Genomic DNA, 12,606 nt, shown 5'->3' on the forward strand with positions numbered 1-12,606 from the left:
GGATCCTCCAAATCACGATTAGTTGTCTCATTTCAAATACTTTTTCCTATACAATCGGTATCCGATGATCATTAATCCGCCAAATAGCAACAGAGAAATCATTATCGCAACTATAAAGAACTGATTCTGTATATTAAAAAGCGTCGTAAAGCTCTTCTTCTGCTCTTCTGTATACCGATAATCGCTATTCACTGTTTCTGGCGTATAATTCAGACTCAGGGGTTGTCCATTAATAGAAATCACTCCTTCTGATGAAGTGATCGTATTGACGTCTGTAACAACCTCATGCCTTTCTTGTTTATAATCTGCAAAAGAAACCCAGTATTGTTCCAGCATCTTCAGCATTCCCTCAAGTTCTTCCTTATCCTTAGGCATATCCACAGTGATTACCGTGTCCATCGGCAGTTCTGGCATCACATTATTGGATGTTTGCAGATCCTGCAAAAAATCAATCGGCACACTATATAAAGAGGATGGAAAGGACTTGGAGGTGTCGCTCTGCTCCATATAATCAACGTTTTCATCCGGATACAGTATCACAGAATCGAAAAACCCCATCCCCGCCTCCGAGTATTCCTTGTCATACGCCCAGTGCATTTGTGCTCCGATTCCAAGCGGCCCAATCTTGTTGTGCACCAGCAGATTAATGAACGCATTCATCTTCACCTGAAGTGAATGATCCATATTACTAGTACTCGTTGAATGCATCGCAATAGGGGCATTGACCAGAATGCTGCCATTATTCGATTGCACTCTTTTGATGGCTACCAAATAACGCTGCATTGCCGGATAATCGGTATTGCTGAACACTGGCCGCACACTTGCAAGAAAAGGTATCCCCACTTGATACAGCCGCTCCGCAGTCTCTGTCAGCAGTCCCAGATCAGAGAAGGGATAGATCTCTTTGATCGCAAGATACACTTTAGGCGTTGCGTTGATATGAAGCCAATCCTTCAGAACATACCCCATCGCCAATGCACTGACATTCCCTTGTTCAAAATACGGAACATAAGCAGCATCCTCTTTACTCACAGCATAAGGTGCTTGCAGGCTATCATCCTGGAAGATCAGCTTTCCAAGGGACTGGGTTCCCTGACTTCTGGCTATATAGAGCATATCCTGTACCTGAAGTGAAATTCCCGAGAACTGTCCGATCTGGAGATCTGGATTCGCGTCATACATGACATCTGTGGTTAACTGAAGTTTCTTTGTCAGCGAGGCTGGAGGACTGTACCCGATGTGCAAATACTGTCCCTGATAATGCTCCCAATCCTCTACATAAAATTTATTAGTGATCAAAATATCTACTGCATTACGGACCATAATCACTTTAGAGTAATGATTCAGCATCCCTTGTTCATATTGATCCAAACTTCTAAGTGTGACCTTCATGGAATAGGCCGCCAGCAGTCGCTGGAGTTCAGTCACGTTGCCTTCCTTCGTTGTCCCCTTAGCGAGGCTGTCGTAGAGTAGTAGGACCTGCTGTGGCGAAGCAGCAGATTGGACAGGTGTGACGGGAATCAGAAGGGCTGTTAGAGTCAACGTCAGCAGCAATATTCCGTTTAAAACTCCTCTGATGCTCACACACTCACATCCTTTTGAGCCTTTGTATACGTGCTAGAAGGGGTGCTCTTGCTAACCTGCTTAACCCGATTGCTGTTTTTAGAAACTCTACGCCCGATCACACTGGATAGGGTCAGAAAAGTGACTAAATCAAAGGATAATGTAAATAAGAACTCATGCTTGGAAATATCGGCATCGCCTGCCCCGATAATTGATACAAAAATACCTGAAAGCCCAATGCCAATCGAAGCGACAATCAATACCATTCGCTGCATACCTCTGAAATCACGGGACTTGATCGCTTTTACAAAGGAAGGCATATAGAGACCGATGACAAGCACCATCCAGAGGAAGATGAACCCGAATGTTCGCGGGGCTAGCGTTTGTTTCAGTTGGCTGTATCCGGTGAAAAAGTGACTCTGTGCTCGAAACTCCTTACCAACAGAATGCTCGAAATTCCCCATAGCCGCAGGCTTAATCGAGAATGCACTTTGAGCAGCTACATTAAGAATCGAATTAAGCTGGTCAGGGTTCGTTAAATAATATTTAAGGATGGATACAAATCCATAACGACTGTAGAAATTCTCCTCGAGAAGTGGTGAATTCACGTCTATGGTCACGTATTTCTCATAGTGAATGCTGTTCTTCAGAATGGCGAATTGCTCGTCCATCCCTAACGCTTTTAAAGCGGCTTCTGGATCAGGTGATTCCTTCAGCACCCCTCGGGTCATGGCATGGAACTGGTTAATGTTTACGAACTCATTTGAGATATTCAAATATGTGAACACACCTGCGAACAGCATCAGAGCAAGAGACGCCATTGTCAGGATCCGAAATATCTTGTCTCTACGAATCCAAAGCAGTGAACATGCCAGAACAGCAATGATCATACCCACTGGCGCATTCTGCTGCTTAGAAGTAGTCAGGATCAGCGTGCTAATTACGAATAAGGCCAGCATCGCGTAGTCATTGAATCTTTTTCGATATAACATCAGCCATGAAGCGAACATGAAGATCATCGTGATCATCACAACACTCTCGCCGTAAAAGGAGTTAAAATAAGCCGTATACCCGGTATCTCCGAATATAAAAATAGCAATACCTGCAATGATGAACCCCTGTTTTCGGGACATCTTCCATGTAATAGCCTCTATTAATAAGTAAATTGCGATTACATATAGAATCGTATAAATCGCCGCTTGAAAGCGGATGTCGAATACCTCACTACTGAAGAACAACTTGTTAAGTCCTATAGCCAGCTTGATAAATAAGGACTGAGAGGAAAATAACATTGCACCATTCTCATTAAAATATTGAAAGATCCCATATTGCTTCACAAAATAACCAAAGTACTGACTATCATAATCCGGCAGATTGAAATAGAGTCCATTACTATAAATGCTACGGAAAAAGTCACCGTTATCCGCCACTCCGACATACGGAGCTGTGAACAGCGCGATGATGGTAATAAGCAGCACTCCAAATGCAGCAAGAAATGCAGGAGAAACGGATAAATTAGCAAGTGCTATCCCCTGCCTTAGAGGTGTTTTCACCGTGTTGTCCATCATGCAGGTTCACCTTCAATACAATAAGTTTAAGTTAATAGACATAGGCCAGTAATGCCATCAGGTTGTCAAAAGAATAAGCTTGGCCGCTAGCGACATCACCGAATCCTCCGTACAGTGGGCTATCCACATCTGTTACTCTGAACTCGTTCATTCTTTCAATGCTTTTATGGTGGAGAGATTCATCGCCGATTTCTGCGCCGATCATAGCCGTAATGGCATAAATGGCTGTGGAGCGGATATCGTTCAGCGGCTTACCTTCTCTCGAATATTGCCCATACAACGTTCCAGCTTCGACCTGTTGCTTGATAAAATCAATGCTGGTGGCTTTCTGCTGGCCCACCTCAGCTAAGGCTAGAATGGATAAAAGCGACTCTACTGTATTGATGTTTTCCGAACTATATTTTCCACTCTCATAATTAAACCGTGTCTCATAAAAGGGGAATTCATCCGATAAATATCCGTTTTCCAATATTACGTTCAAATCATTCGTCAGTTTCTTACTAAATTGGCTAGGAATCGACATTTTTCGCAAAGTGCCCAAATTAATATAACACAAAGTGACGAATGTGTTTGTTGAAGAATATTCCATATCGTAGAAATCATAAAGTTTTCCGTCTTTTACATTATAATCATAAAATCTTTCGCCATATTTATCCGCTTCAGCTGTATAACGTTTATCGCCGAACTTCTCCCCCGCCTCATAAAGAGCTTGAATCATACGCAAATCATCAACGGCAGCATTCAAGGGGTATAGCTTCTGCTGTTTAGGACTGTAACGGTAGCTGAAACCACTGTTGATATCAAAAGTTTGCTTAGCCAGTTGCCATTGTTCTGCAAATCTCTCTTGTTGGCCGCTACGCACAGCTGCCAGCATCCGGAGAGATGCCGATTCACTCAGAACTTCGTGTCCACTCGCCGCTTCCGCCGACTGATCTGTTTCAATAAAATTAGTATATACACCGTACTCACCTGTGAGTTTCGAGGTAATAAACTGCTCTAAGTTAGTTACTTCCTGCGTCTGGATTACCTTAGTATCATTTTCCGAATCTACTGGAGCTGGAGATTTAGTATGAACACTATTGGACGGATTCGGTACTGCCGTTTTTTCGCATGCCGTTAACCCTATAATGCCTGCAAATATCGCTAGTGCAGCAATAATTATTTTCCTCAAGTGATCACCTCCTTTTAATATTCTCCTATTCTGCTTACTGCCTAGTATTATCTATAACGGTAATATACAACAAAATGTTAAATCAAAATGTGAGCGTTATGTATCTATCCTTGGACAAAAAAGAGATATCCTTACGCCTTTGGCGAGCGGGATATCCCCTCTGTATCAGTTATTTATTCATTCATACGTTCCCAAAAACGATGGGCAGTAATTGCCGCGACAAGGCTGGCAGCAAACACCTCTCCGCCATCTCCAATGATTACACCCGGACTGCTTCTATGCTCGGCCGTTTCAAGTAGTTTAGCATTTTCAGTAGTCACCGCTATGGGCTTAAAGTGAGAATAGGCTTGGTTCAGGAATTGCGCTGTATCTTTATGGAATTTGTTATGTTCCGAATTTCCACCAGCTGCATAAATTGCATCAAAGAGCACCGAATCTGTCGTGGATAAGGTATGAATGACTTCAAGCTCTGTCCCCTTCGAGCCTTTAATAAATCCAAGCTTATCACTGATTATTTCCGGCTGGATCCCGGCTCTCATAAGCGTATCCAGAACAGGCATCACCAAGTCTTCATCAAATCTGTCGCCTATAATCACACCTATTTTACGTGTGTTTGGGTGCTTCTTCGTATTTGCCTGACTTAGTGCCGGGGAGATTTGAGCCACCTCGGAACCGCCCGTTTTCGGTGGCGTCGCCCCAATAGCTTCTGCTACAGGCACAGCAAGCTCTAACGTAACGTTCGCGAGCATATCTACAACCTGCTGCCGGACAGACTTACTCTTTACCTTCCCGAGCTCGAATGAATAGGCTTCAATAATATGCGTTTTTTCTGGAGCACTCATGCTGTTCCAGAACAGCTTGGCTTGTGAAAAATGGTCTTCAAAGCTTTTGCTCCGGCTACGCACCTTACGGCCCTCAACCTTCTCCTGATAATGTACATAACCACCTTCAGCCTCTGTTGCAGGTGCAGGCGTATTATTAGCAAGCGAATTATTGTGATAGCTCACTGAACCCTGATTAATCGTCTGCCGTCCATGCCCGTCACGCTGATTGTTGTGGAAAGGACATATCGGTCTATTGATCGGCAACTCATGGAAGTTAGGACCGCCAAGCCGAATTAGCTGAGTATCCGTATAAGAGAACAATCTGCCCTGAAGCAGTGGATCATTGGTGAAATCGATGCCTGGAACCACATGTCCAGGGTGGAAAGCTACCTGCTCCGTTTCGGCGAAGACATTATCCACGTTGCGGTTCAAGGTCATTTTCCCAACAATCTGTACAGGTACATCTTCCTCTGGCCAGAGCTTTGTAGGATCCAGCACGTCAAAATCAAACTTAAATTCATCTTCTTCACTTAGAAGCTGAATGCCCAATTCGTATTCCGGAAAGTTGCCGGCTTCAATCGATTCCCATAAATCACGGCGATGAAAGTCAGGGTCCGCACCTGATATTTTCTGAGCTTCGTCCCACACTAAAGAGTGTACACCAAGTACTGGTTTCCAATGGAATTTAACAAAATGGGCTTTTCCTTGCTCATTAATCAACCTGAAAGTATGCACCCCAAACCCTTCCATCATTCTGAAGCTACGTGGAATAGCACGGTCCGACATCAGCCACATTGCCATATGGGCCGATTCTTGGTTATTGGCTATGAAATCCCAAAAGGTATCGTGAGCCGATGCGGCTTGAGGCATTTCATTGTGCGGCTCAGGCTTAAGCGCATGTACTAAATCCGGGAACTTGATCGCATCCTGGATAAAAAAGACGGGCATATTATTTCCGACTAAATCGTAATTCCCTTCCTCTGTATAGAATTTGGTAGAGAATCCGCGGGCATCCCGCACCGTCTCGGCTGATCCCCGTGATCCGGCTACCGTCGAGAATCGGACAAACACCGGTGTCTTCACGGAGGGATCTTGAAGGAATTTCGCCTTTGTATATTCTTTCAGTGATTTATATACTTCAAACTCACCATGAGCAGCAAATCCACGTGCATGCACGATTCGCTCAGGGATTCGCTCATGATCGAAATGCGTCATTTTTTCCCGGAAATGAAAGTCTTCCAGTAAGGTTGGGCCCCGATCACCCGCTTTTAAGGAGAACTCGTCCTCTGATACTTTTAAACCCTGGTTCGTTGTTAAGGTGTGACCTTCATCCTTACTGCGAAACTGTTCCAGTTGCTCATTCTTGCTGTTTCCGTTCACTTTTTGATGTTCACTCATTAACAATGGCTCCTTCCAAAGGTAAAGTAAATATTATCATGTATCTCTTACCCTTTAGGAAAGTTTGGCAAACAAAAAAAGGCGGATTCCCGCGAAGCCTCAGCTCCCGAAAACCCGCCTGATCCAGCTAATTCTGATCTAATCTTTAATCTTACGATACGTCTCTTCATCGGAAACAACATACAATCTAGCATCCTTAGGAATAGCCTGATCCAGCTTTCGATTGATACTTAGATCGCTACGATCCGCCAATAAGGTTGCACCTTGCAGAAGCAGGCTCTGAAATGCATCCCCATAAGTCTTCCACGTATTATTCACTGGAATCTCATAAATATCATCACCATATTTACGGCTCAGCAGCTGCGTTATCACCTCAGAGTTTCCCTCTTGCAGTGCAGAACGAACAGCCAGTCTGGAGATGGCATCATGCGAAAGAACGAACTCGTTTACTTGGACATGCCTGAAATTCTGTATATTCTTCTCTTGCATTATTTCTACAGTCGTATGTACTTGTGGCGCAATGCGCTCAATGCTAGAGGCAATTAACAAAGATTTGCCGTCGATCAGCGATGCTTCATCAATCCTTGTGTCCCCGAACACAATGGCCGCTCTTGCTTCATGGATGTTAGCCTTAACTAGAATCTCATCACTGGAGGCATCGCCACTTATAAAGTGAACTTGATCCATATGCTCCAGAGGATGACTTCCTGTCTCATCAATGATGACAATGTGGCATTTTGGCGAATAGCATAGAACCTCGTCTACGGCAGCTTGTGCTTTCTTACTCCAATTAATTAGAATCACATGGTCCTTTCCCCGAAAGCTCAACGTTCCCGCTCCTCTCCTTCTCTGCACCTCCGCAATGGAGTCAATGACCTTACCAATAACCAAGCTGAGGAGGCCGATACCAAAGATATATAGAAACATGGTAAACAGCTTTCCAACTACGGTCTCTGCAAAATAGTCCCCATACCCCACTGTCGCCATCGTTGTCATAACCCAATAGAATGCATTAAACCAACTGTGAAACGTACCCGGCTCAATCAGGTAAGCAATTGACGCACTAAGAACTATAAAGATCAGAATAATTAACCCTATAGTCCGTTTACGTAACCGCATCATCTTGGTGGAAATTCTCAGAAACAGATGCATCTGCCCACCCCTTCTTCACATCAAGCTAAAAGTAAAACTTATACTTTCTTAGATTTTCAATAAGGCTGCCGCTCGATGGATGGATCGGGGCAACCTTTGTCTCAACCCTATTTCATACTCGAACTAAACAATCAAACTGCTAATCGCAAATGCTGTCCCAATAAACACCAAGCAAAGCATAGTGCCTACTGCCACATTTCCCTTCTCCAGATGCTCTGAAATCTTAAAGGTTGGGGTTGCCAATTCAAAGATCCAATAAGCCGCAATCAAGCACACATAACCTACCGCAAACCAAATGATCATGTGCAGAATGGAGGTATTCGTATACGCTGCTACGCCAATAATAATAGCCGTTGCCAGAAACTTGCCGCCTAAAGCCAAGGCTACAGCCACATTGCCTTTCTTCAGCTCCTCCATATCTTTAAACGGAGTCATTAAACCAAAGATCACCATGCCTAACACTTGCAAAAGAATAATCACAAACACACTCACTACCAAATTAACCACCATCGTCACTTCGCCCACCCCCGAAATTTCGCATAAGCCGAATCATAGTCGGCAAAATCATGTACTTCCTCAAGGACTACGGAAGCGGTTTTCTTTTTCTCTAATGCGGTATAGCGTTCATCATCAATCGGCTGCTTAATCCGATTACCTGAAGGGAGCTCAAGCACCGCAAAGTTTCTTGTCTTATCCTTATACTTAGTCTTGTATACTCCTACAAGATCAACATCAGTGGTTACCGATACTTTAAGATTGGTAAGATCCTCTGCTGCCGTTTTTTCATCTGCATAAGACTTAATCGTGCTCCATGAAGACAGGCGAACTTCATTCTTCTGATCAGCATCCGTGATTAACTCGGCGTCCATGAACTGAAGTGTCCAAATTTTATCGCCAGTAGCATAATTCCCATCATTCGGGAGCAGTTCATTATCCGGCAAAACCGTCATGTCACTCCCAATTAAATCCCCTACGGTACTCTCTACCACCCGGTAGTCCCACGGTACCCGTGCTACATTATCTGAAGTTTGAGCTGTTCCTGAATCAAATACACTTCCCTGATTACTGGAACATGCGCTTAGTAACAGTACCGTCAGAAGCATCATACATAAGACTCCGATTCGGGCTTTCTTGCTCTTATCCAATTATCTCACTCCCAACGCAATAAAATGACTGGCATTGCCTGTAATCAATCCGCCCGCTCGGCCGAGCATACCACAAGGCTTCCCGTTAATCACGAACATGCCTGTCAGCAGATGAAATTCACCCTCTGATGTCGTTATCCGTGCTAAATCGGCTCTTTTTTGATACACAGTGGGGAAGAGCTGACTACTGTCATAACCGTCTTCATCTTCAAGCTCTAGCGCACCGCTATCATCAAACATGCGCACCGAACCCCCTTCACGACCAAAAACAGATTTGGACACAAAGTTCCCTGAGAATACAGGCTTATTATAAGTAGGCAAAATATAGCGCGAGATCGTCTCCCGCTCTTCCTTGTCGAATAGCAGGCCCAGCTCATACATTCCCCACACCGCTGCAACCAGCCCCTTGGATTGGAGCAATATACTGTGAGGACCATTAAAGAGCTGAAGATTCCCTTGCTCTACCGCATAGGCGAGGGCATCGCCGCCTTCATCCACAGCCATCCACTCTTTAGGATATAGAGCGAACATCCGCTCGATCACACGGTCCTCCCCATCCTTGAGAATTCCGTTGTCGACCCACAGATCAAGACAATCCACACACTGGGTATCGAGACCACTGTGCTTCACTAATGCTTCTATCGTACCTGAATCTTCAAGATGAGATCCATAAGCCACACAAGCTGCGGTATCCGGACGTTCTACCTGCCAAGCTGCCGCAACTTGTGCCTTCATCCCTTGATTTGGACTCTGCATTCCAGCTTGCTCACAGATCCACGGTGTAGCTATCGAGGCTTCCACATAACCTGTTGGGGTATCCGCATTCAGTTCGAGCAGCTTAATCGTCCCATCATGGGCTATGGCAAAGTCAAATCTGGCATACCGACTAATGAATCCTTCTTCTGGCATAGGACACCCGTCAAGCATCTCCCAAAGTACAGGGGGAATCCCAAGCAGTTCATACAAATCGCGCTTTAGATGAACATAGCGAACCGCTTTATCGAGAATGGCCCAGAGTTTTGATGAGGCTTCTTCAAGCTCCTTATAAGTGTCCCTGTGCATTAGAGCAATTGCATCCAACCAGTACTCTTCATCCTCAAGATCAGCCCAAGTGAACCCGAGTTCATATAACGCTTTGACCCGTGGACCTCTTTCAAGCTCAGACTGATCTAGAATTTCAAATACACTCTGCTGCTCACTCATCCGCCAAAACCACTCTTACTTGAGCCTGATCTCGAAGAGGACTTCGAGCCTGAGCTAGATTTAGAGTTCTTCGAAGAGTTTAATCCGCTGGAAGTGCCACCGATTCCATTTTTTGAGGAAGAGCCTCTTCTCGTAATAGAGCCTGTGGAGGAAGTCGATGTTTTGGGCTTTACAACAGAACCGGGAACCTTCTTATTCTGGAATTTCTCACTGCTATAGGTAGGCGGCTTATAAGTTGTTCTCGTGCCTCCATAATAAGTTGGACGGTCCTTAGACCATCCTCTGGAAGAGTAATTGCCACCACTGTTAAACAGCATGTGATATAGCAGCAAGTCATCCCAACCAAAACCTGAATGATATCCACCATAGTTATTCACTACCGTCGTTCCATTATTGGTTACAACACCTTGGCCTTCCTGTTCTACCTCTTGTGTACCTTCCGGATATGGAATATTCCAATCCACATTTTTGTCAAAATAGGCTTTAACCTCTTCGGTAGACCAGGACACTAGCTGGGGTTCATCTCCAGAAGTATTTGCACTAGCCCCTGCGCCGCCAGGAATAAACATAGCATTCGCTAACAAAGCTATGCCTAGCGAAGTAGATAATACTCGAATGGGCTTACCATCAGAAGTGAATAATTTGGATACCGCTAATTCCTTATCCTTTTCATCTTTAGACATCGTAAGGTTCTCCTTCCCTTATCTCAATCATTCGTTGTGCATCGGAACAAGTAAAAGCTCCAGCTTGCCTTCATCTACATTCAGCCGTCCTTCAACCGTTTCATATTCAACACTGCCAACCACAATATAATTGACATGCTCTAACGCTGCGATCATATTCATGCTCCACTTGCGTTCCTCAATGACTCGCAGCCCGCCTTCCGGCATTTTTTCAAATAAGATTACATTCATCCCATTGTCCATTATTACCATTCCTTCCTTAGTTCTGCTATAGCATCTGATACGTCTTTATTACCTTTTCGTTTCAGTTCTAGGCGTGCATAGACTGCCCAACCTTTCTCTTGGCGTTAGAACGTCTATATAAAAGAAGAATTCCTAACGAACACAAGCAAACGAGGAGCAACACGCCGTATACATGCTGATATGCTTTTGCAGGGGAGATATCACGCTGAGCATGCAGCAAAAGCCCGCAGACTGCAACAGATACAGAGCCTCCGAAGAATTGAACCAGTTGTAAAAGCCCCATACCAGAACCAATCCAAGTCCTTGGAAGAACTATAGAAGTTTCATTGTTTAAGGATGCCATCGTAGCTGAGAAAGCGGGAGAGAAGCATAGATAACCTAGCAGCAGTACTACAGGTGATACAGAAAGATTCAGGGCAAACACAGCCATAACGGCTGCAAGTATACAATGTCCAATCACTAAGAAGCGTATATTACCGTACCGATCAATAAAACGTCCCACATAACGGGTCAGAAATGCAGATAATAGCGCTCCCGGTGCGATATACAAACCAATCATCAGCGCTGATTTTTCAAACAGATTAGCGAGCGCAAGCGGCATCAGGAACAAGTTCCCTAGGTTCAGCACTAGAATACAAAAGCCTATGGCAACCAGTTTCAAGTAACCCGGCATGGTAAGCAGCTGTGGATTAATGAATGATTCCTTGGCCTTCTTCAGATGTACGGCATGCACGATAATAGACACTACACCCACCGCTAGCCATACAAGCGACTGGGTAGTTACAGCTACCAGTAAACTTGCCGCATTTACAACGGTCAGCGCCGCCCCCAGGATGTCAAAGCTTGCAGGCTGTGGCTGTTCCTTAGGCAATAACCGCAGCAGTACCGGCAGCACAATAAGCACAAGGCAAGTTATGCCGAACAATCCGTTCCAGCCAAAGTACTGGCTGATGACACCTCCGACAATAGGGCCCAAACCAAAGGCCATTGCACTACCCGCCGAGATCATCGCAATAGCAGCACCGCGTCTTTCAATCGGAACATAGCGACTGGCGAGTACAAGCCCCAATCCAGCCATAGATCCGGCGCCCGCAGATTGTAGGATTCTTGTAATCAATAGCATATTAAAGTCATGTGCGAACAATCCAAACACTGATGCTGTCCCAAGCGTAATTAAGCCAATGGTCAAGAGCTTGCGAATCGGCACCAAGTCGGATAACCGGCTATAAATAACCGTCGACAACGCATATCCAATCGAATAGCTGGAAATGACCCATGAGCCTAGGTCAGCAGAAATTTGGAGATCCTGAATAATGGTAGGAAGCGATACATTAAACATCGTTGTGTTCATCACTACAATAAAGAGACACATCGTCCATAATGGCATGACTATCTTATCATTCATTAATACTTTCTCGTTCATTCCTACTCCATCCCTGTCCTAATTTATCTATACATGCTCAACTAATTTTATGCCTATAAAAAGAGGTTGGCAATTAGAAGAGGAGGATTACTTGCGCCACATCAATCCACATACCAGTTCGATTATGATCTCCATTCTCCGCAATATATACTTGTAGTGTTTCAATCAGACCCGGCTTGTGATAATGATAAGATCTTAGAGGTATATTATATCGCGCATGAACTAGGAAAAGA

General features: G+C 44.5%; 11 protein-coding genes. All 11 read right to left on the reverse strand.

The features are described 5' to 3' along the window. Positions 1-27 precede the first annotated feature (27 nt). The 11 genes from MKY19_RS29220 to MKY19_RS29270 all read right to left on the reverse strand — a co-directional run bounded on the left by MKY19_RS29220 (position 28) and on the right by MKY19_RS29270 (position 12,373). Positions 28-1,584, reverse strand: a complete 1,557-nt coding sequence (locus MKY19_RS29220) for a hypothetical protein (protein WP_339799344.1) — start codon at positions 1,582-1,584, stop codon at positions 28-30. Then, a complete protein-coding gene (locus MKY19_RS29225) occupies positions 1,581-3,131 on the reverse strand; it encodes a hypothetical protein (RefSeq protein WP_339799345.1) in 1,551 nt (516 codons plus the stop codon). Before MKY19_RS29225 ends, MKY19_RS29220 begins: the two co-directional genes overlap by 4 nt. A 31-nt stretch (positions 3,132-3,162) precedes the next feature. Continuing rightward, a complete protein-coding gene (locus tag MKY19_RS29230) occupies positions 3,163-4,302 on the reverse strand; it encodes a glycosyl hydrolase family 8 (protein WP_339799347.1) in 1,140 nt (379 codons plus the stop codon). 173 nt (positions 4,303-4,475) lie between these two features. Beyond that, on the reverse strand, positions 4,476-6,524 hold the full coding sequence (locus MKY19_RS29235; RefSeq protein WP_339799350.1) for a catalase: 2,049 nt from the start codon (positions 6,522-6,524) through the stop codon (positions 4,476-4,478). 138 nt (positions 6,525-6,662) lie between these two features. Next, positions 6,663-7,676, reverse strand: coding sequence for an ion channel (locus tag MKY19_RS29240; RefSeq protein ID WP_339799352.1), 1,014 nt, complete (start codon positions 7,674-7,676; stop codon positions 6,663-6,665). A 123-nt stretch (positions 7,677-7,799) separates the two neighbouring features. Beyond that, positions 7,800-8,192, reverse strand: coding sequence for a DUF350 domain-containing protein (locus MKY19_RS29245; RefSeq protein WP_042192771.1), 393 nt, complete (start codon positions 8,190-8,192; stop codon positions 7,800-7,802). Next, complete coding sequence (locus MKY19_RS29250) at positions 8,189-8,782, reverse strand: signal peptide protein (RefSeq protein WP_339804556.1); 594 nt, start codon at positions 8,780-8,782, stop codon at positions 8,189-8,191. The genes MKY19_RS29245 and MKY19_RS29250 overlap by 4 nt, the downstream gene beginning before the upstream one ends. A gap of 39 nt (positions 8,783-8,821) precedes the next feature. Beyond that, the gene (locus MKY19_RS29255) at positions 8,822-10,024 is read right to left on the reverse strand and encodes a glutathionylspermidine synthase family protein (protein ID WP_339799354.1); all 1,203 of its coding nucleotides are present in this window, start codon (positions 10,022-10,024) and stop codon (positions 8,822-8,824) included. Continuing rightward, positions 10,021-10,707: a hypothetical protein gene (locus tag MKY19_RS29260; protein ID WP_042192777.1), complete on the reverse strand. Its 687-nt coding sequence runs from the start codon at positions 10,705-10,707 to the stop codon at positions 10,021-10,023. Before MKY19_RS29260 ends, MKY19_RS29255 begins: the two co-directional genes overlap by 4 nt. 27 nt (positions 10,708-10,734) lie before the next feature. Then, positions 10,735-10,950 (reverse strand): hypothetical protein, encoded by a 216-nt coding sequence (locus tag MKY19_RS29265; protein WP_339799357.1) that lies wholly within the window; start codon positions 10,948-10,950, stop codon positions 10,735-10,737. A 67-nt stretch (positions 10,951-11,017) separates the two neighbouring features. Beyond that, positions 11,018-12,373 carry an MFS transporter gene (locus MKY19_RS29270; protein WP_339799359.1) on the reverse strand — a complete coding sequence of 452 codons (1,356 nt, stop codon included), beginning with the start codon at positions 12,371-12,373 and terminating at the stop codon, positions 11,018-11,020. Positions 12,374-12,606: the final 233 nt, after the last annotated feature.

Origin of the sequence: Paenibacillus sp. FSL R5-0744, assembly GCF_037972555.1 — a bacterium.
GTDB lineage: Bacteria > Bacillota > Bacilli > Paenibacillales > Paenibacillaceae > Paenibacillus_AQ.

What these genes read in the sequence shown, in the direction of transcription:
- MKY19_RS29225 (WP_339799345.1), bottom strand. Translation starts at nt 3,131, where the DNA reads ATGATGGACAACACGGTGAAAACACCTCTAAGGCAGGGGATAGCACTT.
- MKY19_RS29235 (WP_339799350.1), bottom strand. Translation starts at nt 6,524, where the DNA reads ATGAGTGAACATCAAAAAGTGAACGGAAACAGCAAGAATGAGCAACTG.
- MKY19_RS29240 (WP_339799352.1), bottom strand. Translation starts at nt 7,676, where the DNA reads ATGCATCTGTTTCTGAGAATTTCCACCAAGATGATGCGGTTACGTAAA.
- MKY19_RS29250 (WP_339804556.1), bottom strand. Translation starts at nt 8,782, where the DNA reads ATGATGCTTCTGACGGTACTGTTACTAAGCGCATGTTCCAGTAATCAG.
- MKY19_RS29255 (WP_339799354.1), bottom strand. Translation starts at nt 10,024, where the DNA reads ATGAGTGAGCAGCAGAGTGTATTTGAAATTCTAGATCAGTCTGAGCTT.
- MKY19_RS29260 (WP_042192777.1), bottom strand. Translation starts at nt 10,707, where the DNA reads ATGTCTAAAGATGAAAAGGATAAGGAATTAGCGGTATCCAAATTATTC.
- MKY19_RS29265 (WP_339799357.1), bottom strand. Translation starts at nt 10,950, where the DNA reads ATGGACAATGGGATGAATGTAATCTTATTTGAAAAAATGCCGGAAGGC.
- MKY19_RS29270 (WP_339799359.1), bottom strand. Translation starts at nt 12,373, where the DNA reads ATGAACGAGAAAGTATTAATGAATGATAAGATAGTCATGCCATTATGG.